Source organism: Peribacillus sp. B-H-3, from assembly GCF_048572925.1.
Classification (GTDB): domain Bacteria; phylum Bacillota; class Bacilli; order Bacillales; family DSM-1321; genus Peribacillus.
This window is the reverse complement of the sequence record NZ_CP183879.1, coordinates 3,709,698-3,732,568: the sequence shown is the minus strand read 5'-3', so window position 1 is coordinate 3,732,568 and position 22,871 is coordinate 3,709,698. Positions and strand designations below refer to the sequence as shown.

Annotated in this window: 25 protein-coding genes; 20 read left to right on the top strand and 5 right to left on the bottom strand. The window is 43.5% G+C overall.

The genetic code is table 11. The features are described from left to right. Positions 1-230: 230 nt before the first annotated feature. Both ACN6MY_RS18605 and ACN6MY_RS18600 read left to right on the top strand, forming a co-directional pair. Positions 231-758 (top strand): YitT family protein, encoded by a 528-nt coding sequence (locus tag ACN6MY_RS18605; protein ID WP_419881504.1) that lies wholly within the window; start codon positions 231-233, stop codon positions 756-758. 171 nt (positions 759-929) lie between these two features. After that, positions 930-1,292: a VOC family protein gene (locus tag ACN6MY_RS18600; RefSeq protein ID WP_419881503.1), complete on the top strand. Its 363-nt coding sequence runs from the start codon at positions 930-932 to the stop codon at positions 1,290-1,292. Between the two features lie 94 nt (positions 1,293-1,386). Here the strand turns inward: ACN6MY_RS18600 and ACN6MY_RS18595 are convergent, their stop codons facing one another. The 3 genes from ACN6MY_RS18595 to ACN6MY_RS18585 all read right to left on the bottom strand — a co-directional run bounded on the left by ACN6MY_RS18595 (position 1,387) and on the right by ACN6MY_RS18585 (position 4,353). Then, complete coding sequence (locus ACN6MY_RS18595; protein WP_419881502.1) at positions 1,387-2,370, bottom strand: DUF3231 family protein; 984 nt, start codon at positions 2,368-2,370, stop codon at positions 1,387-1,389. A gap of 201 nt (positions 2,371-2,571) precedes the next feature. Further along, positions 2,572-3,312 carry a class I SAM-dependent DNA methyltransferase gene (locus tag ACN6MY_RS18590; protein ID WP_419881501.1) on the bottom strand — a complete coding sequence of 247 codons (741 nt, stop codon included), beginning with the start codon at positions 3,310-3,312 and terminating at the stop codon, positions 2,572-2,574. A gap of 312 nt (positions 3,313-3,624) precedes the next feature. Continuing rightward, complete coding sequence (locus ACN6MY_RS18585) at positions 3,625-4,353, bottom strand: ZIP family metal transporter (protein ID WP_419881500.1); 729 nt, start codon at positions 4,351-4,353, stop codon at positions 3,625-3,627. 145 nt (positions 4,354-4,498) lie between these two features. Between ACN6MY_RS18585 and ACN6MY_RS18580 the strand changes: the two genes are divergently transcribed. From ACN6MY_RS18580 to ACN6MY_RS18565, 4 genes are all read left to right on the top strand, one after another. Further along, the gene (locus tag ACN6MY_RS18580) at positions 4,499-4,861 is read left to right on the top strand and encodes a DUF5412 family protein (protein ID WP_419881499.1); all 363 of its coding nucleotides are present in this window, start codon (positions 4,499-4,501) and stop codon (positions 4,859-4,861) included. A 422-nt stretch (positions 4,862-5,283) separates the two neighbouring features. After that, positions 5,284-5,469, top strand: a complete 186-nt coding sequence (locus ACN6MY_RS18575) for a T7SS effector LXG polymorphic toxin (RefSeq protein WP_419881498.1) — start codon at positions 5,284-5,286, stop codon at positions 5,467-5,469. Next, a complete protein-coding gene (locus tag ACN6MY_RS18570; RefSeq protein ID WP_419881497.1) occupies positions 5,466-5,636 on the top strand; it encodes a hypothetical protein in 171 nt (56 codons plus the stop codon). The genes ACN6MY_RS18575 and ACN6MY_RS18570 overlap by 4 nt, the downstream gene beginning before the upstream one ends. Positions 5,637-5,733: 97 nt before the next feature. Next, entirely contained in the window at positions 5,734-6,285 is a 552-nt protein-coding gene (locus ACN6MY_RS18565; protein WP_419881496.1) for a hypothetical protein, read from the top strand. 262 nt (positions 6,286-6,547) lie between these two features. On the opposite strand, the gene ACN6MY_RS18560 is transcribed toward ACN6MY_RS18565, so the two are convergent. Next, positions 6,548-6,796 carry a hypothetical protein gene (locus ACN6MY_RS18560; protein WP_419881495.1) on the bottom strand — a complete coding sequence of 83 codons (249 nt, stop codon included), beginning with the start codon at positions 6,794-6,796 and terminating at the stop codon, positions 6,548-6,550. A gap of 627 nt (positions 6,797-7,423) precedes the next feature. On the opposite strand from ACN6MY_RS18560, the gene ACN6MY_RS18555 reads away from it, so the two are divergent. Next, positions 7,424-7,837 (top strand): MerR family transcriptional regulator, encoded by a 414-nt coding sequence (locus tag ACN6MY_RS18555; RefSeq protein ID WP_419881494.1) that lies wholly within the window; start codon positions 7,424-7,426, stop codon positions 7,835-7,837. Then, positions 7,834-8,754, top strand: coding sequence for a DMT family transporter (locus ACN6MY_RS18550; protein WP_419881493.1), 921 nt, complete (start codon positions 7,834-7,836; stop codon positions 8,752-8,754). Before ACN6MY_RS18555 ends, ACN6MY_RS18550 begins: the two co-directional genes overlap by 4 nt. 42 nt (positions 8,755-8,796) lie before the next feature. On the opposite strand, the gene ACN6MY_RS18545 is transcribed toward ACN6MY_RS18550, so the two are convergent. Then, positions 8,797-10,083: a replication-associated recombination protein A gene (locus ACN6MY_RS18545; RefSeq protein WP_419881492.1), complete on the bottom strand. Its 1,287-nt coding sequence runs from the start codon at positions 10,081-10,083 to the stop codon at positions 8,797-8,799. 179 nt (positions 10,084-10,262) lie between these two features. Between ACN6MY_RS18545 and cymR the strand changes: the two genes are divergently transcribed. From cymR to ruvX, 12 genes are all read left to right on the top strand, one after another. Continuing rightward, on the top strand, positions 10,263-10,682 hold the full coding sequence (gene cymR / locus ACN6MY_RS18540) for a cysteine metabolism transcriptional regulator CymR (protein ID WP_419881491.1): 420 nt from the start codon (positions 10,263-10,265) through the stop codon (positions 10,680-10,682). A 66-nt stretch (positions 10,683-10,748) separates the two neighbouring features. Next, positions 10,749-11,891, top strand: coding sequence for a cysteine desulfurase family protein (locus tag ACN6MY_RS18535; RefSeq protein ID WP_419881490.1), 1,143 nt, complete (start codon positions 10,749-10,751; stop codon positions 11,889-11,891). A gap of 20 nt (positions 11,892-11,911) precedes the next feature. Further along, positions 11,912-13,027, top strand: a complete 1,116-nt coding sequence (gene mnmA, locus ACN6MY_RS18530; RefSeq protein WP_419881489.1) for a tRNA 2-thiouridine(34) synthase MnmA — start codon at positions 11,912-11,914, stop codon at positions 13,025-13,027. Between the two features lie 247 nt (positions 13,028-13,274). Next, complete coding sequence (locus ACN6MY_RS18525; RefSeq protein ID WP_419881488.1) at positions 13,275-13,457, top strand: hypothetical protein; 183 nt, start codon at positions 13,275-13,277, stop codon at positions 13,455-13,457. A 322-nt stretch (positions 13,458-13,779) separates the two neighbouring features. Then, positions 13,780-14,451 carry a tetratricopeptide repeat protein gene (locus ACN6MY_RS18520; protein ID WP_419881487.1) on the top strand — a complete coding sequence of 224 codons (672 nt, stop codon included), beginning with the start codon at positions 13,780-13,782 and terminating at the stop codon, positions 14,449-14,451. Positions 14,452-14,479: 28 nt separating this feature from the next. Beyond that, the gene (locus ACN6MY_RS18515) at positions 14,480-16,894 is read left to right on the top strand and encodes an ATP-dependent RecD-like DNA helicase (RefSeq protein WP_419881486.1); all 2,415 of its coding nucleotides are present in this window, start codon (positions 14,480-14,482) and stop codon (positions 16,892-16,894) included. Between the two features lie 288 nt (positions 16,895-17,182). Next, on the top strand, positions 17,183-17,662 hold the full coding sequence (locus ACN6MY_RS18510; RefSeq protein WP_419881485.1) for a PRC-barrel domain-containing protein: 480 nt from the start codon (positions 17,183-17,185) through the stop codon (positions 17,660-17,662). Between the two features lie 16 nt (positions 17,663-17,678). Beyond that, complete coding sequence (locus ACN6MY_RS18505; protein ID WP_419884216.1) at positions 17,679-17,867, top strand: hypothetical protein; 189 nt, start codon at positions 17,679-17,681, stop codon at positions 17,865-17,867. A 117-nt stretch (positions 17,868-17,984) separates the two neighbouring features. Beyond that, the gene (locus ACN6MY_RS18500) at positions 17,985-19,076 is read left to right on the top strand and encodes an AI-2E family transporter (RefSeq protein ID WP_419881484.1); all 1,092 of its coding nucleotides are present in this window, start codon (positions 17,985-17,987) and stop codon (positions 19,074-19,076) included. 370 nt (positions 19,077-19,446) lie between these two features. Next, positions 19,447-22,086 carry an alanine--tRNA ligase gene (alaS, locus tag ACN6MY_RS18495; RefSeq protein ID WP_419884215.1) on the top strand — a complete coding sequence of 880 codons (2,640 nt, stop codon included), beginning with the start codon at positions 19,447-19,449 and terminating at the stop codon, positions 22,084-22,086. 78 nt (positions 22,087-22,164) lie between these two features. After that, complete coding sequence (locus ACN6MY_RS18490; RefSeq protein WP_419881483.1) at positions 22,165-22,434, top strand: IreB family regulatory phosphoprotein; 270 nt, start codon at positions 22,165-22,167, stop codon at positions 22,432-22,434. A gap of 3 nt (positions 22,435-22,437) precedes the next feature. Continuing rightward, positions 22,438-22,863: a Holliday junction resolvase RuvX gene (gene ruvX / locus ACN6MY_RS18485; RefSeq protein WP_071350570.1), complete on the top strand. Its 426-nt coding sequence runs from the start codon at positions 22,438-22,440 to the stop codon at positions 22,861-22,863. Positions 22,864-22,871 lie beyond the last annotated feature (8 nt).

Here is a 22,871-nt window from a genome sequence, read left to right as displayed (position 1 = left end):
TGGTGCCCGGGAACTTGCACAGTAAAATCTGCTGAATCAGCCATTGTGGGGATGAGGGAAACCATTTGAAAACGATAGGGTATAGGAACGTTATTTAATACGAAATAAAAAAGACTCAGGAATAATTACTCCACCATGACATATATTGTCTATAGCAAGGGACAAGGGATGATGGCATGATCCGGAAAATTTGTATAGTTCTATTATCAAGTATTTGCATAGGAGTAGGCTTGAATGGATTCGTTATACCGTACCATCTTTTGAATGGAGGTATATGGGGAGTCAGTCTGATATTGCATTATGTCATGAATTATAATGTGGCTCTTGTATTCATCTGCTTAAATGCCCCGATTTTTTTAGCGGCCAGCTTCTATGACAAAGCCTATTTTGTAAACGGGATGGCTGGAGTGGTCATATCGAGCACCGTGATTGATTTGCTTAAGCCTTTTCAGACTTTGATTCATCTGCCTGTTTTATATAGTGTGCTGATTGGAGGAACACTGATCGGTATCGGGGTCGGCTGCATGCTGAAGGAACACATCAGCCCTGGAGGAATGGACTTATTGGCGCTGATCATCGCAAAAGTTTTTTCGGTCAATGTCGGGATTATCATACTAGACATAGATGCGATCATTATTTTAACGGGAATTTTGATATTAAAAGATGCGAGCTTATTATATTCCATGCTGATCATTGGGATTGTCGGAACAATGGCATCCCTTATAACTGGAATCAGGAATGTGAACATTTATGTGTAAATCAGAGGGCTGCACTTCGCGGCTCTTTTGTTGTGGAGAAAGAATGCTTGTTTTTTGCGGTTATAAGAAATGGTTATTAAAAGGCATAATTTATCGGTATTTATCTTAATGGCTTAATCCAGCTATACTTTTATTATGGAGAGCAATGAAAAATGGATAGGGGGAAGCAGTATGATTCTTGGTGTGCATCACGCGCAGATTACGATTCCTAAGGGCGCTGACGAAGAGGGAAAGAAATTTTACTGCGGCATGCTGGGCCTGCCGGAAATTGAAAAGCCTAAACCGCTAAAGGGGCGGGGAGGTTTTTGGATAAAAACCGGTAATATGGATGTGCATGTTGGTACAGAGGATGGTTTTGAAAGGCTAAAAACAAAAGCGCATATCGCTTATCTGGTGGAGGATATTTCTTATTGGAGAAACCGGCTCCAGCAAAATGGCGTGGTTATATTAGATTCAGTGCCAATATCAAATTACGAGCGATTCGAGTTCAGGGACCCTTTCGGAAATAGGGTCGAGATGATTCAAGAAATATAGTTTAAAAAGAAATGCACATTCATTATCAGCTTATCCTGAACCTGAATGTGCAGTATTTTTACTATTGCAGAATTTTTCGATACCCTTCATGTTATTAAGAGTTCATTTTAGGCGGTTCTGCCATCCAGCCTTTTGACATCATTAGTTTTGCGCCTTCAAGACCGAATTCATAAACATCTTTCGCATAGATCCCTGATTTAGCAATAATATCATTGCGCAGGACAAAAGCATTGGCAAATCCTTGGCTTCCAAGGCTGAACCCTCCCAAAAGATTGGTGCAGAATAACATCATCTTATCGGAAAAAGGAGCTATAGTTGATGTAGTTACCTCTCCCCCGGACGTGGCAGCCGGATGGATATTATTTTCAAGAAGGATATTCTCGGTACCTTTTATTATTTCCTTCGTTAGGTTTTCCCCTTTTGTAAAATACTTTTTGGCTTCCGCGTCCGTTGCGCACTGTGCAAAGCTCTTCATCAGCTGCATACCAATTATATTGGTTTCTAAAGAATGAAATAATAATCCAAATTCAACCGTATTTAATGGTCTTTTATGGCCAAAAAGATTTGTTCCCTTCATGTAGCTTTTGTCAGTAATGTACTCATTGGATTTTGGCATTTCTGTATAGTTTGGAGTTGGAAGGAGCCTGTTTTCAAGCAGATATTGGGTAAACAAATTATAATAGGTTTGCGTGAGGTCAGTAAGTTTTTTATAAAACATGATAATATCTTCACGATAAGATAATGTAGTATGTAAAACATACATGCCCATGCTGATTTCCTTTAATATTCGGCAGAACATGATGTCAAATCCATGTTCATACAGTTTTGGAGCTTCGAGATTAACGTCTTCCTTCGTAAAACCGATTGGAACTGCTGCACCGTCATTTTGAAGCATGCTTGTTATTTCATCCACCGTTGGATTTAGTTTTTTTACCATCCCCTGCATTAGGGCCTTAGCTTTTTGATCATCGGATTTCTCTATAAAATATTCCGCCATCCGGAGAATCATTGTTTTTTTGTGATAAGTCATCCACAATATCCCAAGCTCGGCTGAACTCATTTTATTTTGTTTGTGCAATTTTGATATCTCCTTTGTTTTGTTTGTTTAAAAGTAGTATGTGGTGTGTTTGTAAATATATGCAAGTAAAGTTCGCTGTGCAGTTTATTTAGGAGAATGTGCCTGCCAAAGAAAAAAAGGCTGCCGAGGCAGCGAATGAAGAATGCACATTGAGCGGGGAAAGGAGTATCGGAAATTTATTGCCGGGTTGAAATTGATGTATTACATCTGACTTTTTACACAAGAAAATGCAAGGACTAAAGGAATTCTTTGTCTTCGTTTGAACTCACTCTCATTGCTGAAATGTTCGCGTTTTGGCGTGCCTTCCCGAAGGTCAGTGACGGTAAATCCCGATTGGGTAAGTGCATGGAAATAGTGCTCAATAGTCCGGTGGTACTTCACGACAACCTGTCCAATCCACGGTTCCTTTCTCTCTCCATCCAGAAAATAATCATCCACCACCCAATTTCCGCGCAGTTCTCCCGATTGCCTGCTGATAAATGAAGCGGTAGTAAGCGGGTGCTGAACACTGAAAATGAATCTTCCCGCCTCTGTTAGGGATGCCCGGACGTTTTGGAATAACTGGTTTATATCTGACACATAATGAATGGCAAAGCGGGAGGTCACAAGATCAAACTGGTTTGGCGGGAAAGAATAGGTTTCCATCGTTTCATTGAAGAGCGTCCCATTGACTCCATCCAGATTAGAAAATGCCCGGGCTGCCATATTCCGGGATCCCTCCACACCTGCATAAAAAGCCGCGCCCCCATTAAGCAGATCCCTGCCAAACGATGCATCTCCGCAGCCTAAATCCAAAATTCTTTTGCCTTTAAAGCTGCCAATCAGTTCATACATCAATGGCCCCTCAATCGCAGTATTGGGGCTGTCTGTTCTTTCCCTTCTTTTTATATAGCTTGTGAAAAAATCCGCTTCATCGTATACACTTGAACCTCTGAATTCCATAAAACCCTCCTGAGTATTGTTATATGAAACCAAAAAATAATCGCAGGAAAATCCTGGTATAGGATAAAAAGAGTTATCCTAAATGACAGTGTAGCATAGGAAATAATGGAAGAGATAGGTTTTTTAAGGAAAATTTTTCTGGAGAAGGATAAGGTATTGCTCATTCGGCCGTATTTGATGGAGCTATACACTTCTTTCTTTAAAGCTCTAGATGCAAGGAGAAGGCTGAAGAAAAGCAGAAAAGGGCGGGGTAAACTAAAATGTCAGGGGGGCATTTGCACCCCTCCTGAATTCTGATGATGTAAAGCTTTTTTATGAATAGTGATCGAGCAGAAGGGAAGCCAGCAATCCGAGTGCAGCAATCAGTCCTGTCAGAGGGCCGCTGTCTTCATAGGCTTCTGGCATCATTGTTGAGGCAATCATCGCGATAATTCCTCCGCCTGCAAAAGCGCCAATCCCTGACATAATGGAACCTGAAGCGTGATCAAGGAAAAAGTATCCGCCCCATGAAGCAAAGGTTGAAATGGCTAACACAGCAATCCAAAGCAGCATAATTTTGGTTTTCGAGTAGCCGCTGTTCTTCATGCCGGCAGTGCTTGAAAGCCCCTCTGGAATATTGCTGATGAATATGGCGACTACTAACAAAAAGCTGACCGACGCTTTTTCGAGCAGGCTGGATCCAATCATGATCGACTCTGGAATGGCATCCATCACCGTGCCGATAAAAATGGCAATGCCGCCGCCTGCAGCCGCTTTCTGTCCTGATCTCTTTCTTTGGGAGGCGCCTTTTTTGGAAACCAGGTAATCAAATAAAGTAAAAACAGCGGCACCTGCTATAAACCCGATAATAGTCGGTTTAATTCCGCCATCATGCACCGCATCGCCGAGAAGCTCATACGATGCTGCCCCCATTAAGACACCTGTACCAAACGCCATTATGTATCCGATTATTTTTGTTTTGATGGGCAAGAACATGGAAACGAGAGCACCTAAAAGCACTGCAGATCCTGATATCCCGCCCCACATCGCGGCAGACCACATAAACGTCACCCCTTTCTTAAAAACTACTACCCAAAACCGTTTTTGATAAACGTTGAATGAGTTCAGGGGAAGATGTATTAAAACGTATTTAACTAATGATATAATCTTTATAAAAATTACTGTTAAATATTAGGAGCCGAAAATAATGAAGAGGCATACATGTTTTGGGGTTTTATTGGTATGTACAATCGCAATCACCTGGTACTTTATAAACTCTTACTGCAATAAAGATTTATCAAAATACGATGTATCACAACTTGAAAAAGTAGATATGCTGGTTTCGCCTAGTAAAGATAAAAAATTAAGTATTTATCTCGGAGGAGGTATTTTCGGGAGAACAGATTATACTTATATCGGACAAATAGAAGATCGTAAGAATCATAGTAAGAGTCTGATATTTATACTCCCTGGAGAAAAATATAAACTATCTTGGCTGGATAATGAGCATCTGCAGATAAATGGGGATAGTATTAGCATAAAAAGCACCTATGATTTTCGGAAAAAATAAACTCTATAATATGGAGGCCGTATTATTAGGGTGAAACACAAAATAAAAAGCCGGAAACGTCATTTGTCGAGCGTTTCAGGCTTTTTCTGCTCAACTCCTTAGTACCATTTTCAGGTAATGGGAATCAGTGACAAAATATGGATTTATAAGTAAAAAATTTGGTTTAATATGCCTGAATATTTGGGTAACACTTTTATATTCTTGCAAAAATGGTAAATCTTTTCTAAGATTTTAATGTGCTATAAAATTACAAAAATTTTAATTCTGTTCAAGGTCCAGGTGATTTTACCCTTAATGGATTGATAGAGAGCACCTGCATCAGAATTCAGCAGACAAGATTAACAGAGCTATGAAAATCCACTCATTGAAATAATTCTCCTTTTTAAGATAACCGGCCGAAAAACTGGAAAGGACTTTCCGTGATGTCAATGAAAATCTATGATGCAAAGGCACTTATTAATGCTGCAGGGGAACGTTCCAAACAATATAGCGATTTGAAAGAGCAGTTTAATGAACTGAAAAAAGGATTCAGCGGCATTGTTGAACTGGATGATGAGCTAAAGGGGAACGGTGCAGCGGCCATTTCAAGGTTGTCACATACAGAGTGAAACAAGGAGTGGAGCTGCCGGTATTAAAAGGACCGGTTGGCCCGCAAATTGACCTTGCAGCAGATAAATATCTGCCCGGCGGGGGCACACAGCTGCAAATCATGCTTGACTGGAAAGAAGACAAGATGAAGTATCTCGAAATCGTTTCAGTTCGCCCTAATAAATAGGCTCTGTTAAAACTCCATGCCAGTTTGAACCCCCTATGCATGGGAGAGAAAATCGATAGACAAGATGAATAGAGCCATTAAATAAAGGAGTTTGAGTATGGAAATTATAGATTTTTCCTGGGATTTAGAAAGTGCCGGCTGGACATATGAGGGAAAAGAAGTACATGTTGCACTATCCAATATTAACTTTGCCAACTTAGATGCGGAAGAGAACTATATATACATTGTATGCGGCAAAAATTTTTCCGAAAATAACATTCATTACCTGACATTTGACGGAAAAGAAATTCTGGCCTTTGACAAAACATCAGGTTCGATCACCTGGGAATATGACGGTAAGATGATCGAGGTTCAATGTGAACACCTGGAAAATGCGAGATTGTATACGATGGAATCTCTTGTACTCGCCATTGCCGCTGACGGACAGGGAAATACAAAGTTACTGGGCTGGCGTTTAGATGGGGCACTGGCTTTTGAAACAGCCGCTCCTCCAGAATATAAGCTTTCCTATTTATCATCTGTTGATAAAAAGCCAACCGTTGTCTGTGAGGGCAGTCCGGCACAAGCAGACAAGTATGGAAGAAACACCTGGCATTTCAGCATAGATACTGTAACTGGTGAATTAATCAAATCTGAATTGGCGCATTGATATATTTGTATGGTAGGCCCTTCTTTGTGGAAGGGCTTCTTTCCCGGGCGTGCAATATGCTGAGGCAAAGAAGAAGATCGATACGGGGCGAAAGTCTTTTTTGACTATGGAGTCCCTGCATATGTGGACATTAACATGGAGATTTATATGAGATTAGTACAAAAAGAAGGAGTGATCCCTGATAAGTAAAATTTGCAATAAGCCTGTGTATCAAAACCCTGTCTATAGAATAAACAATACACGTCTAATGATTTACTATTTTTTATTCACCTTTAGATTTTTTACTCATTATGGCATCATATTCTCCCCAAACAAGATACAAGACTCCTAAAATTAAAGCTCCAATACTTAAAGTACTTAGTGGTTTTCCAATAAACATTAATAAGTTCTCAAATATGGTATCGTTCCAAGTTGTCACATTTGAACAGAATATGGCAGCACATATATATTTTGCGGATATTAAAAAAGCAGAAACAGCTATAAATACAACACCAGCACCCCGTCTTGTCACAATTACCCTCCTCTATAGTAAAGTTATTCTCTAACCAAATTTTATCATATGGATGATTTAACCAGTTATTTTTTTATGCATTTCTCCTAAAAAAACCATAATATGACAGTCGTATTCTGTCACATTATGGTTTGATTTAAGTACGATAATTGATCTCAATAATAATTGGGAAGTTTGTTTTATTTTTAGGCTCTTTTCTTAAAGATTGTTGTTTTTTAATGAGTTCTGTGAGGCAATCATATTGTTAAATCAGGTTGATTGGAGCGTAAGGTGCGAGACTCCTGCGGGATTAGCGGGAAGGTGAGACCCCGCAAGCGTAGCTGAGGAGGCTCACCGCCCGCCCCGCGGAAAGCGAGCATCCTGGAGCGGAAATCAACCACTTGTTGAATAGCAACAAAGTTTACGAAAACAGCCTATTTTTTAATGAGATTATCCTTCAAAAAAAGCTGCATAATAATCATCAATGCCTCATGATTCTGTTAAAAGCACCCTTACACCAGCACAAAACCGTGTAAGAATCAGCTAAACCCCCAAATTAAAATCAATAGAGCCCATTTTCATAAAAACCTATTGACTTAGAGTTTGCTCTAAGTAGTAGATTAATTGTAAGAATATTGGAAAGCAGGGATGAAATTGTTCAGTATCAGTGAAGCTGCAGAGCGGGCAGGAATCAGTGCATACACAATAAGATATTATGAAAAGGCCGGGATCCTTCCGCCTCCTAAAAGAAGACAGGGCAATAAGCGTTTTTATACAGATGGGGATATTGCGTTTCTGAAGTTTTTAAAAAGCTTAAAGCAAACGGGGATGACACTGGCGGATATCCAGGAATTTGTTCAGGATGGATGTATTTTGGAGAAAACTGAGTCACTGCCAAAAGAAGAAATCATGCCCTCGCTGAATTTGCGGATCAGGCTGTTATCGAAGCATCTAGAAAAGATGGAGCAGCAAAGAAAAGAGCTGGATACTATTATCTTGATGACAAAATCCAAACTTGAGATTTATCACTCCCTTATGGATGGGGAGGTGGAAAAATCATGAAGCATGCAAAAATTTATCTCCTGTTACTCGGTTTTTCCCTTTTTACAGGAGCCACATTCAATTTGGCTAAATACACCATTGCTTATATTCCAGCTTCATTTGCTGCAGCGTGCCGATTTGGTTTGGCTGCTGCAATCATGCTGGTTATCCTTGGGTTCCGGGAGGGCATTAAACCTTTGCAAATCAAGGGTAACTTCATGTCTTATTCAGTGCTCGGAGTGGTTGGGGTCTTTGGATTCAATGCACTTTTCTTTATAGGGCTGAAGTTCACATCCCCATTAAACGGTGCGCTGATCATGGCTACCAATCCCTTAGTGACAGCCATTTTAGCACGGATTATCCTGAAGGAAACAATTCATTTCCAGCAAGCGGCCGGAATGGGTATTGCGCTTGCGGGTGTCATCTTTGTTCTCACTCAGGGCTCCATTAAAATGATGACCAGTTTGTCGTTTTCAGCAGGTGATTTTATTATTTTAGGCGGAAATATCTGCTGGGCGTTTTACGGTGTATATGGCCGCCGCTTTGTGAAAAGCAGCACTCCTTTAGCAACTGCCGCATACAGCATGTTAATCGGTGCTGTCTGCCTGATAGCTGTGTCCCTGGCAAGCTCTGAATCTATTCATTTTCCTTCTATCCCAATTGGTGTATGGATCGCGGTTGCATGTATGAGCATCTTCACAACCGTGCTGGGCTATTTGTGGTGGAATAAAGGAATGAAAGAAATTGGTGCAGCAAAAACATCCCTTTTCTTTAACATCGTCCCGGTCGTCACTATGCTGATTTCATTTTTCACTGGTACACACATTACACTGGCCGAGCTGCTCGGAGCCTGCCTGGTTATCATAGGAGTTGCTTCTGCATCGGGAATTCTACAGCGTAAAGAAAAACGATCAGGAAAAACGTCGCTTCAAAGCTAGTACTGGAAAAAAACATTATATGCAAAAAGCCCCCGATTCCGGTCAGCGTTTGCCGGGCTGGGGGGCTTTTTCAATTTTTTCGTATACGGCACTGAGAGCCTGCTCGAATTTACCGCTTTTTTTGGGCTGGTAGTATTGTTTGCCGCGGAGTTTGTTTGGCAGATACTGCTGTTTGACCCATCCATTTTCATAATTGTGCGGATAAAGGTAGTCAATTCCTCGGCCGAGCTCTTTTGCCCCTTTATAATGGGCGTCCTTCAAGTGATCTGGAACATCACCGCTTTTGCCTGCTCTGATGTCTGCCAGGGCCGAATCGATGGCCATGATGGCGGAATTTGATTTTGGCGATAAGCAGAGCTCGATGACGGCATTGGCGAGCGGAATCCGCGCTTCAGGAAAACCGAGGCGTTCGGCCGTTTCAATCGCGGCAAGCGTCCTCGCTCCGGCCTGCGGGCTCGCGAGGCCGATGTCTTCATAAGCAATCACGGCCAGGCGGCGGGCAATCGAGACAAGATCGCCTGCTTCAGCAAGACGGCCCAGATAATGCAGGGCTGCGTTCACATCGCTGCCGCGGATGGACTTCTGGAAAGCGGAGAGCACATCATAATGGGCATCTCCGTCTTTGTCGTGTGAAAAACTCTTTTTCTGGATGCATTCTTCAGCGGTTTTTAGATCTACCGCAATTGTCCCGTCTTCATCAGGTTCCGTTGAAATGACAGCAAGCTCCAGTGCATTCAGCGCACTGCGGACATCTCCGTTCGATGCCTGTGCAAGATGTGTGAGTGCCTCTTTGCTGACATTAGTCTTATAAGTGCCAAGACCGTGTTCGCTGTCCTCAAGGGCCCGCACCAGTGCTGTCACAATATCATCTGTTTCAAGCGGTTTTAATTCAAAAATCTGGCAGCGGCTCCGGATAGCGGGGTTGATTGCATGATACGGATTGCTTGTGGTGGCACCGATGAGCGTAATCATTCCATTTTCAAGATATGGCAGCAGGAAGTCCTGTTTGGCCTTATCGAGACGGTGGACTTCATCGAGCAAAAGGATGACCCTGCCTGACATTTTCGCCTCCGCTGCGACGATTTCCATATCTTTTTTATTATTGGTAACGGCATTCAGTGTGCGGAAAGCAAATTTGGTGCTGCCAGCTATCGCACTTGCAATCGATGTTTTTCCGACGCCGGGCGGACCATATAGAATCATGGAGGAAAGCTGTTTGGCTTTGACCATGCGGCTGATAATTTTTCCATCGCCTGTCAGATGGTCCTGTCCGATGATATCTTCAATCGAATGGGGACGCATACGGAAAGCGAGCGGTTTAATATTCATAAGCACCTCTCCTGGAAATCAAGTAGGTTTCTGTCCTTATCATACTATATAATGAAGGGGAAATGCATTTGTGGCGGTTGTGTGCTATAATTTCTTGTGCCGACTGCGGTTTTAAAACACTAAACCAAGAATCACATATATAGATTTAAAGCATCAAAAAAAATTGAGGTGTAAAAACTATGAGAATCTCAACAAAAGGCCGTTACGGCTTGACTATTATGATTGAGCTTGCAAAAAAACATGGAGATGGCCCGACTTCACTGAAATCGATTGCCAATGCGCATGATTTGTCCGAGCACTACCTGGAGCAGCTGATTGCACCTCTTAGAAATGCAGGGCTTGTCCGCAGTATCCGCGGAGCTTATGGCGGATATGTGCTTGGACGCGACCCAAAGGAAATCACATCCGGAGATATTATCCGGGTGCTTGAAGGTCCGATTACCCCTGTTGAGGGAATTGAGGATGAAGAGCCGGTCAAGCGCCAGCTTTGGATCCGCATCAGAGACGCTGTCAAGGATGTTCTGGACAGCACAACGCTTGATGACCTTGCCAATTATAATGACAGCGGCGAGGAAGATTCGTATATGTATTATATCTAATTCTACACCTGCCAGCGCTTGATTTTTCAGGGTGCTGGCTGGTTTTCTTATTGGAGGCGGAAAAAAGTGAAAAAAATTTATTTGGATCATGCGGCAACCTCTCCTATGCATCCGGAAGTCATTCGTACAATGATGAAGGTGATGGAAGCAGACTTTGGGAATCCGTCCAGCATCCATTCATTTGGCAGGCAAGCACGGCATATTCTGGATGAATCACGTGCTGTGATTGCAGGCAGCATTGGTGCCGGGCAAAATGAAATCATTTTTACAAGTGGCGGCACGGAAGCAGATAACACCGCACTGACCGGAATTGCCTTTAGCAGCCAAGCGAGGGGCAAGCACATTATTACCACTGAAATTGAACATCATGCTATTCTTCATACATGCCATTTTCTCGAGAAATCAGGGTTTGAGGTCACGTATCTGCCCGTCGGCGAGGAAGGAATCGTTTCTCCAGACGACTTAAAGAAGGCTTTAAGAGATGATACGATCCTTGTTTCCATAATGTATGCCAATAATGAAACCGGCGCAGTGCAGCCTATCGGCGAAATAGGCCGGATTCTAAAGAACCATCAAGCCTATTTCCATACTGATGCTGTACAGGCTTATGGATTGGCGGATTTGGATGTGAACGAACTCGGAGTGGATTTGCTTTCTGTTTCGGCGCATAAGATCAATGGCCCTAAGGGAATCGGTTTTTTATACGTGAAAAATGGTGTCAAACATCAGCCGCATCTTTATGGCGGCGATCAGGAACGCAAGCGTAGAGCGGGCACAGAAAGTGTGCCGGCGATCGCAGGGTTTGCAAAAGCAGCTTCCATTGCCCAAGCTTCAAGAGAAGAAAAGGCTAAGCAGTACAAAGAATTTAAGAACATTATGCTTTCTGTCATGAATGAACATGGCGTCCGGTATGAGCTGAATGGCTCACTGGAAAACACGCTGCCGCATGTAATCAACTTCAGCTTTCCGGGAACAAATGTCGAATCGATGCTCGTCAACCTGGATTTGGCAGGTGTCGCAGTATCCAGCGGATCTGCTTGTACAGCCGGTTCGATTGAGCCTTCACATGTTCTTGTAGCGATGTTCGGGAAAAACTCCGAACGCACGAAAAACTCAATCCGGTTCAGCTTCGGTTTGAATAATACGGAAGAACAAGTAAGGCAGGCAGCGGAGGAAACCGCAAAAATCATTCGCAGATTGTTAAAATAAAGTTTTAAAGGAGCAGAAAGATGAATAAAGCGCCAAAAGACACCCGTGTCGTAGTCGGCATGTCTGGTGGAGTCGATTCTTCTGTTGCAGCTCTCATGCTGAAAAACCAGGGCTATGATGTAGTAGGGATTTTCATGAAAAACTGGGACGATACCGATGAAAACGGTGTGTGCACCGCAACAGAAGATTACAACGATGTAATTGCCGTCTGCAACCAGATCGGCATACCATATTACGCAGTAAATTTCGAAAAACAATACTGGGACAAAGTGTTTACCTACTTTTTGGATGAATACAAAGCAGGAAGAACACCAAACCCTGATGTAATGTGCAACAAGGAAATCAAATTCAAGGCTTTCCTTGAACATGCAGTCAGCCTTGGTGCGGATTATCTGGCTACCGGCCATTATGCCCAGGTGGAATTCCGCGATGGAGACTACAAAATGCTCCGCGGTGTGGACGAAAATAAAGACCAGACGTATTTCTTGAACCAATTAACTCAAAGCCAGCTGGAAAAAGTGATGTTCCCGCTTGGAGGTATCGATAAGAAAGAAGTCCGTAAAATGGCCCAGGAAGCAGGCCTTGCCACTGCCGCCAAAAAAGATTCAACAGGAATCTGTTTTATCGGCGAAAGAAACTTCAAGGGATTTCTCAGCGGCTATCTTCCAGCACAGCCAGGCAATATGGAAACTCTGGATGGTGTAGTCATGGGCCGTCATGACGGATTGATGTACCACACAATCGGCCAGCGCCACGGACTTGGAATCGGCGGAAGCGGGGAACCATGGTTTGTCATTGGAAAAGATCTTAAGAAAAACATCTTGTATGTAGGACAAGGCTTTGACAATGAAAAACTTTACTCGGATTCCATTAACGCAGTGAATGTAAGCTGGGTGGCGGACCATGCACCTGCTAAAGAATTCACATGCACTGCCAAATTCCGCTACCGCCAGCCGGACAGCAAGGTAACTGTCAAGGTGAAAGAGGACGGAGATGTGGAAGTGATTTTCTTCGAGCCAATCCGTGCAGTCACTCCAGGTCAAGCTGTCGTTTTTTACGATGGTGATGTATGCCTTGGCGGCGGAACGATCGATGAAATCTTTAAAGACGGTAAAAAATTAACCTATGTGGGTTAATATCGGGCAAACTCCTGAGTGAAATCAGAGGCCGCTGAAAAAGTCTTTAAAGATTAGCCTTTTTTACATTGACAGGTTGATTGAGGCTAAGGGATGCTCCGCTTTCCGCGGGGCGTGCGTTGAGCCAGCAGGAGTCTTGCAAACAGGCTCCAATCAGTCTATTGCATTAAAAAAGTCAAATTCCTTACTTGAGGGATTTGACTTTTTTGTTATTTAATGGAAATGATCTGTCCGGAATAGGATTTCAATGAGGCCGATTCACTATCCGGATATGATGCAGCTGTTTGCAGTAAAAACAGGAGAAAAAATTTTCTATGGGTTTCTCATTTCAGGACGGAATTTCGGTTTGGCTCGAATCCTTGGGAATCTGGCTCGAATGGGACTGGATTTCGCTCTAATGGAAGTAGAGCTGGCTCTAATCAAAGCATAATTAGGAGTGGTTATCCAATTAACTGGAAAATAACAAGCGCGATTCTCTTAGAATAAGTAAATTACCGATCTTTTTTCGATTTGGAGTTCCTGAACAGCCTCTAAAGAGTCTATATTTTTATTCTTTTTTTGTGTCAGAATATATGAAAGTCACCAGGAAATCAAAAAATGCAAGATTTTCAGTGAGCTAAAATCAGAATGAGATTTTTGATGAATGGACCTTATATGTGTCCTTTTATATTCAGGAAGCACATCTTCCAGGGAGCTTTGTTTTTTAATTTTATGATATAATTTAATGTAGAAAAATTGGAGCGTGAGATATTATGGATAAAAATCAGCAAGGAATTCAGTTTATGCAAGAAGGCAAGTATGAAGAAGCTGTAAAGGTATTTTCAGAGGCGATTGAAGAAAGCCCGAAGGATCCTGTGGCATATATTAATTTCGGGAATGTGCTTACCGCAGTAGGTGAGCTTGATAAAGCGGAGAATTTTTACCAAAAGGCTATCGGCCTTGATGAGAAAGCTGCGGCTGCTTATTATTCGCTTGGCAATTTATATTATGATACAGAGAAGTTTCAAGCGGCATCTGAAATGTTTCAAAAGGCGGTTTCAAACGGCTTGGATAACAGTGATGCATACTTTATGCTGGGACTTTCGCTGATGGCTTTGGATCAGCAGAAACTGGCCATGCCCTACCTGCAGCGTGCCGTTGAATTGAATCCGGCCGATGTTGACGCAAGATTTCAGTTTGCATTAAGCCTGGCAGGTCTTGAGCTTTATGATGAGCTGGTTAATCAGCTGAAACAAATTGTAGAGCAGGATCCTAATCATGGTGATGCCTATTATAATCTGGGAGTTGCTTATGCCGGATATTTTGAAAATGCCGAGAAGGCTTTGGAGTATTTTGAAAAAGCGCTTGAGGTTCAGCCTGACCATATGCTTGCAGCACACGGTGTGAAGCTGATTAAGTCGCTTTCTGATACAGAAGAAAATTAATTTATCCTCATGAAAGGAGGGAAGCGCTATGGGACAGCAGGATTCGCTGGATTTGTTCTCAGAGGAAAAACCGTTTATGAAGGGACGCCAGCTTGTCACTATTTTTCATAATGAAGGCAATATGTACTCGGTTGTGCGGATCCGTGTTGATGAGACCAATCTGAACTATGATGAAAAGGAAGCAGTTGTGACTGGCTACTTCCCTCGTATTCATGAAGATGAGACCTATACTTTTTATGGGATTTTAAAAGAGCATCCTCGTTTCGGGATGCAGTTTCATGTCGAGCATTTCCGGAAAGAAATGCCGCAGTCGAAAGAAGGAATCATTAATTATTTATCAAGCGATCTCTTTAAGGGAATCGGAAAAAAAACAGCCGAAAGCATCGTGGAGGCTGTCGGGGAGAACGCAATTTCAAAAATCCTTGCACAGCCTTCCCTGCTGGACGGAATCCCAAAGCTATCCGGTGAAAAGGCGAAGGCATTTTATGACACGCTGATTGAGCATCAGGGGCTCGAACAGGTGATGATTGCCCTGAATCAATACGGATTTGGCCCGCAGCTGTCGATGAAGATTTATCAGATGTACAAGCAGGACACTGTTTCCATGCTTCAAAGCAATCCCTACAAGCTTGTAGAAGATATTGAGGGGATTGGTTTCGGGCGTGCAGACGAGCTTGGATATCAGCTTGGAATAGCTGGTTCCCATCCGGACAGAATTAAGGCGGCCTGTTTATATACCCTTGAATCGCAGTGTCTTCAGGAAGGCAATACATATCTTGAAGCGGAGGCACTCCTGGAAAGCGTCAAAAAACTTTTGGAAGAAAATAAACGGGATCGTATAGAATTTACTGATATTTCCTCGGAAATCGTCAAACTGGGAGAAGAAGGAAAGATTATCACGGAAGGCGTGCGGGTTTACCTTCCATCTCTTTATTATTCTGAAAAAGGGATTGTAACCAATATTAAACGGATTCTCGGGCAAACCCAATATCAGGATCAGTTTCCGGAGTCTGAATTTCTGCTTGCCCTTGGAAAGCTTGAAGAGCGGCTTGGTGTAGACTATGCACCTGCGCAAAAGGAAGCGATCCAGACGGCGCTACAGTCTCCGATGCTCATTTTGACTGGAGGGCCCGGTACAGGGAAAACTACGGTCATTAAAGGGATTGTTGAGCTATACAGTGAGCTTCATGGAGTGTCCATGGAAATAAAAGATTACATAAAAGAAGATGATCCATTTCCTTTTGTGCTTGCTGCTCCAACAGGGCGGGCGGCCAAAAGGATGGCAGAATCGACAGGGCTGCCTGCTGTCACAATTCACCGCCTGCTTGGATGGAATGGAAGCGAGGGATTTTCCCATGATGAAGACAACCCGATCAATGGCCGGATTGTCATCATCGACGAAACCTCCATGGTCGACACCTGGCTTGCACAGCAGCTGTTCAAGGCCCTTCCTGATGATGTCCAGCTGATTCTTGTCGGGGATGAAGACCAGCTGCCTTCTGTCGGACCAGGCCAGGTGCTGAAGGATCTGCTTGGGTCAAATTGTGTGCCGACAGTGGCTCTTGAGCATATCTACCGCCAAGAAGAAGGTTCCTCCATCATTGAGCTTGCCCATGATATCAAGCGCGGCAGCCTTCCTCCTGATGTGGAAAAGCAGCAGGGAGACCGTTCGTTTCTAAAATGCAGTACAGGCCAGATTTCACAGGTAATAGAAAAGGTTGTACAGAATGCCCGTAAAAAAGGATACACAGCAAGGGACATTCAGGTTTTGGCTCCGATGTACAAGGGGCCTGCCGGAATTGACGCTTTAAACAAAATGCTCCAGGAAGTATTTAACAGCAATGAAAATGAAAAGCGCAGAGAATTAAAGTTTGGCGATGTGATTTTCCGGACAGGTGACAAAGTCCTTCAGCTTGTGAACCAGCCGGAGAACGGAGTGTTTAATGGTGATATGGGAGAAATCGTTTCTATCCTTTTTGCCAAGGAAAATACAGATTCTGTGGATAAGGCCATTATTTCCTTTGAAGGAATTGAGGTCAGCTACACCAAACAGGAGCTTTCGCAGATTACTCACGCGTATTGCTGTTCGATCCATAAATCACAGGGAAGCGAATTCCCGATCGTCATTCTTCCTGTTGTAAAAAGCTATTACCGAATGCTGCGGCGCAATCTGATTTATACAGGAATCACCCGGAGTAAGGAATTCCTTATCCTTTGCGGTGAAGAAGATGCCCTTCGCATGGGCGTGGAGCGGAATAATGAAATAAGAAAAACAACACTGCTCACACGGCTCCAGGAAAGCATGAATGAAAATGAGGACGCTGATAACGAAAGCATACCTGCTGAGATTTCAGCAGAAACAGCTGAAGATTACGCAGCAGCGCTTATGAAAACAGATCCAATGATCGGAATGAAAAATGTCACGCCTTATGACTTTATGTAGGCGGGGCATTTTTTTTGTGCATATGGTGTCTATTTTGAACGGGCTCGAATGAGGGCTGAATTCGCTCGATTCATGCTTGATTTCGTCTAATCATGATGAATTTGGCTCGAATAGGGGTAGATTCGGCAGTTATTATCCATTTATATGGAAAAAAATACTCGTGCAAGCCCCTATGGAAAACCTTTCACCTTATTTCTTGCAGGCAAATCACGGATACTATCATGGTATAGCTCTTAGAGAGGCGCGATTAGGAACGATGTAACAGAAAAAAACTTGAACGGAGGCGGGATGATGTGCACATTTTCTTTAATTAAGGGGCTGCCAGTGTATTCCAAGGATGGAGAGCGGGTTGGCATGATATGTGATCTGGCCATATCAGGAGACGGGCATGTAGCGGGTGTGATTGTCCATCAGCAGGCTTTTTTTAAGAAAACCTATTATATCCCGCTCGGGCAGGTTTATTCCTTTGGAGAGCACGGAGTTGTGATTGAGGATTATGATTCATCACTCCGGCAGATTAAATGTCCGCAGAATCTGCAAAAGTTCAGCGGAGATCATTTGTTTGGGAAAATGCTCATGTCCCAAAAGGGAGAAGAACTGGGCCTTTTACATGACGTATATTTCCAGGAAAAAATGGGCACGATTGTAGCATATGAAACAACAGATGGTTTCTTTTCGGAAATTTCGGAGGGCAGGCGCATGGTCGAATGCGGCCTTCCTCCAGCTCTAGGCAAGGACGCCATTATTGTTTCTGTCTATGATCTGTGAGGTGTTTTCTTTGGAAATGAAATGTCCGAATTGCAGAAGCAAGGATATCGGGAAAATTGGCGTAAATCAGTATTATTGCTGGAATTGTTTTATAGAACTGTCCGTGGCAGATGGAATGATCAATACTCATCAGGTAGAAGAGGATGGCAGCTTAAGCTCTCTTGATGACTTATTTGAAGAAAATGACCGGATGTTTGGCATGTAAAAAAACTCTGTCACATGGCAGGGTTTTTTAGATATTCAGCAACAAGAGTTTTTTAGTGCTCAAGGTTTGCATGAAAATCCGGAAAGTCACGAAAACTACCACAAGGAGGCGGATTCAATGGATATTCGGCTTAAGTGGTTTTACCGGCTTGGTTTTCTGCTGCTATTATTTATTGTACTTTATATTTTCATGAAGCTTGAGCCGATCTGGAAGCCTGTTGTGACGGTAGGTTTCACTGTGCTTTTGCCGTTGTTTATCGGGGCATTTATTTCCTATTTGCTTCATCCTGTCGTTGAGATCCTGCATCATCGGGGCATGAAGAGGGGATGGTCGATTGTGATCATTTACCTGATTTTTTTCGGAGGTCTGGGACTTGCTCTATATAAAGGCATACCTGCAATGACCACGCAGATTCGCGAGCTGTCAGACAGTGCGCCGGATGTGATCAGGCAGTATCGCTACTTAATGGATCTTTTGGAGAAAAAGACAGCTTCCTGGCCATTTGGCTTTCATGAGCGCCTTGAGGATAGTGTGAAGCTGCTCGAAAGCCGTCTGAATGACTTGATGAGCGTTGTGATGGGATATTTGATGAGAATATTTGATTTTATCGTGCTTTTATCTCTGATACCTTTTATTGCTTTTTATATTTTAAAGGACTTTGCCCTGATAAAAAAAATGGCCTGGTATTTGACTCCGAAAAAATGGCGGAAACAGGGAATGGCTTTCCTGAGGGATGTCGATGTGTCACTTGGAGGCTATATCAGGGGCCAAATTCTTGTTTGCATAAGCATTGGCGCTATTTCAGCGCTCCTGTTTTGGCTGGTTGGGATAAAATATCCGCTTCTGCTTGGGATCATTATTGGGATTACTAACGTCATTCCTTATTTTGGGCCAATTTTCGGGGCAGTGCCGGCCGTGCTTATTGCAGCATCGATGTCAGTAAAGATGATGATTTTCGTCATCCTGATCGTGCTTGTGCTTCAGTTTTTGGAGGGAAATATCCTCTCGCCCCTTATTGTCGGGAAAAGTCTTCATATGCATCCAATCTTCATTATGGTTGCATTGCTTATTGGAGGAGAAATATCAGGGGTTTTCGGCATGATTCTGGCTGTGCCGATCCTGGCCGTGATCAAAGTGTTTGTGCTGCATGCAAGATACCATTTTATGCAGCGCACAAAGTATGGACCGGCAGGAAGCAGGGGAAATTAACTGCAGTGTTGACAAAGCGGTTTGTTGTGAATATAATCCAATACATAAGAATGAAAAATCGTTGAAGGATCGAGTATGCTGTAGACCATCTTCGTGCCCTGCACATAAGAGAGGAATTTCCATGGCTGAGAGGAATTCCAGATGAAGAACAGCAGAAAGCTAGTCCGGAGTGCAGCTAAAACCTGCCGTTACGCCGCGTTAAGGCTATGATGAAGGTGATGAGTGCTGTAATTAGACTCATAATCAGGGTGGTACCGCGAGCTAACTCTCGTCCCTGTCAGGGGATGGGAGTTTTTTGTTTGCGGTTTTTTGCATTAAACCCCATGCCCGGACGGGACGCCAACGTGTCTATTTTAGGGAGGATAAAATGATGAAGAAGCTGACAGGCGCACAAATACGCCAAATGTATCTGGATTTCTTTAAAGAAAAAGGCCACAATGTTGAGCCAAGTGCTCCGCTTGTTCCGCATGATGATCCATCTTTGCTTTGGATCAATTCAGGTGTCGCAACACTGAAGAAATATTTTGACGGCCGGGTCATTCCGGAAAATCCAAGAATTACAAATGCACAAAAAGCAATCCGTACAAACGATATTGAAAATGTCGGAAAAACGGCACGCCACCATACATTTTTTGAAATGCTGGGAAATTTCTCAATCGGCGATTACTTCAAAGAAGAAGCCATCACATGGGCATGGGAATTTTTGACTGATGAAAAATGGATCGGCTTTGATCCGGAGAAGCTTGCTGTAACGATTCACCCGGAAGATGAAGAAGCGTTTGAGCTTTGGAACAAAAAAATCGGCCTTCCTGCTGAGCGGATTATCCGATTGGAAGAAAACTTCTGGGATATCGGCGAAGGCCCAAGCGGTCCGAATACAGAAATCTTCTATGACCGCGGACCTGCTTACGGCGATGACCCTAACGATCCCGAGCTTTATCCTGGCGGAGAAAATGAGCGCCACCTTGAAGTTTGGAACCTGGTGTTCTCACAGTTTAATCACAATCCGGACGGTTCTTACACTCCGCTGCCAAAGAAAAACATTGATACAGGTATGGGACTAGAGCGCATGGCATCTGTTGTGCAGGATGTTCCGACAAACTTCGATACAGATTTGTTCATGCCGATCATTCATGCTGTTGAAGGGATTTCAGGCGAAAAGTATCGCGTGGAGAATGAAAAAGATACGGCGTTCAAAGTCATTGCTGACCATATCCGTACTGTTACCTTTGCTGTAGGAGACGGTGCTCTCCCTTCAAATGAAGGACGGGGCTATGTACTGCGCCGCCTGCTGCGCCGCGCTGTCCGCTATGCTAAGCAAATCGGCATCAACCGGCCGTTTATGTATGAATTGGTTCCGGTTGTCGGCGAAATCATGTATGATTTCTATCCTGAGGTGAAGGATAAAGCCGAATTTATTGCTAAAGTAGTAAAAAATGAAGAAGAACGATTCCACGAAACACTTCATGATGGACTGGCTATCCTTTTTGACGTGATGAAAAAGGAAAAAGAAAAAGGAAGCACCATCATTCAGGGTGCAGACGTTTTCCGCCTTTATGACACTTATGGCTTTCCTGTTGAATTAACAGAGGAGTATGCTGAAGAAGAAGGCGGTATGACGATCGACCAAAAGGGCTTTGAGCGTGAAATGGAAGCACAGCGTGAGCGGGCGCGTGCAGCACGCCAGGATGTGGACTCGATGCAGATTCAGGGCGGAGTGTTAGGCGATGTGAAGGTAGAAAGCACATTTGTCGGATACGATAAGCTTGAAGCAGAAGGAACCGTGGCAGCCATTATTAAAAACGGCGAGCTTGTCACTGAGGCTCATGAAGGGGAAGAGGTTCAGGTCATCTTGAGCGAAACGCCTTTCTATGCGGAAAGCGGCGGACAGATTGCAGATAAAGGCACAATGGTAAACGAAGATGTAAAGCTCAATGTCCTTGATGTCCACAAAGCGCCAAATGGCCAAAATCTTCATAGAGTCAGTGTTGCAGCTGGAACTTTGAAGCAGGATGATACAATCATTTCTGTTGTGGATCAGGTAAACAGAGGCGGCATAGTGAAAAATCATACAGCCACACATCTTCTGCATCAGGCTTTGAAGGATGTTTTAGGCACACATGTCAATCAGGCAGGATCTTTGGTTGAAAATGACCGTCTGCGTTTCGATTTTTCTCATTTTGGCCAAATTAAGCCTGAGGAGTTAGATCAAATCGAGGAAATCGTCAACCAGAAAATCTGGCAAAGCCTTGATGTGAACATAAATTATAAAGACATCGAGGAAGCAAAAGCCATGGGCGCCATGGCACTGTTCGGCGAAAAGTACGGCAAGATCGTGCGGGTAGTCCGCATCGGGGATTACAGCCTTGAGCTTTGCGGCGGATGCCATGTGCCAAATACGGCTGTAATCGGGCTGTTCAAAATTGTCTCAGAAAGCGGAATTGGTGCAGGCACACGCCGAATTGAGGCTGTGACTGGAGCATCTGCTTATAAGCAAATGGCCGATCAAATCTCCCTGCTTAAGGAAGCCAGTGCAAAATTGAAGGCGAACCCGAGAGATCTTTCTGTCCGCATTGACGGCATCCTTGGCGAAATGAAGGACCTTCAGCGGGAAAATGAAAGCCTGTCTTCAAAGCTAAGCAACATTGAAGCAGCTAATCTTGTATCCAACGTGAAGGAAATCAACGGTGTTCAGGTACTTGTAGCTAACGTACAGGGAACAGACATGAATAATCTACGTGCAATGGCTGATGATTTGAAGCAGAAGCTGAATTCTGTCATTATAGTACTAGGCTCTGCACAAGGAGATAAAGTAAATCTTATTGCAGGAGTTACAAAGGATTATATCGAAAAAGGCTATCATGCCGGCAAATTGATCAAAGAAGTGGCTTCCCGCTGCGGCGGTGGAGGCGGCGGCCGTCCGGATATGGCTCAGGCAGGCGGAAAAGATCCCGAAAAATTGGATGCAGCGCTTAATTTTGTTGAGGAATGGGTAAAATCCATATCATAAGCATATGAAGTGTTGTACAATTGAATCAGGAGACCGAACCCGTTCTTGCTGTTGAACGCAAAAAGAGAGGTGCATTATATGAGTTCCTTTGATAAAACGATGAAATTCAATTTTCCCGAAGAACCGTTTGAACAAGATGTAAAAGAGGTCCTTATCCAGGTGCATAATGCCCTTCAGGAAAAAGGCTATAATCCCATCAATCAGATTGTAGGGTATCTTTTGTCAGGTGACCCGGCATATATTCCGCGCCACCAGGATGCCAGAAACATCATCCGCAAGCTGGAACGGGATGAAATCATCGAGGAATTGGTTAAATCGTATTTGAAGCACCATCGAGAGGGAAAATAATACATGCGCACTATGGGACTTGATTTAGGTTCAAAAACCATCGGCGTTGCGGTAAGCGACGCGATGGGCTGGACTGCACAGGGTATAGAAACCGTGAAGATTGATGCAGATCAAAGGAATTTCGGCATTAAGCGATTAGGAGAAATCATCAAAGAGCATGAGGTATCCAAAATCGTTGTCGGCCTTCCTAAGAATATGAACGGAACAGAGGGCCCGCGGGCGGAAGCAAGCCAGGAGTTCAGCAAGCTCCTGGAGAAAAAATTCAAGCTTCCTGTCTTCCTCTGGGACGAGCGCCTTACGACAATGGCTGCTGAACGGGTGCTGTTAGAAGCGGATGTCAGCAGAAGCAAGCGTAAGAAAGTAATTGATAAAATGGCGGCTGTCATGATTCTTCAGGGATTCCTTGACAGACAAGCCAATACTTTATGAGGTGAATA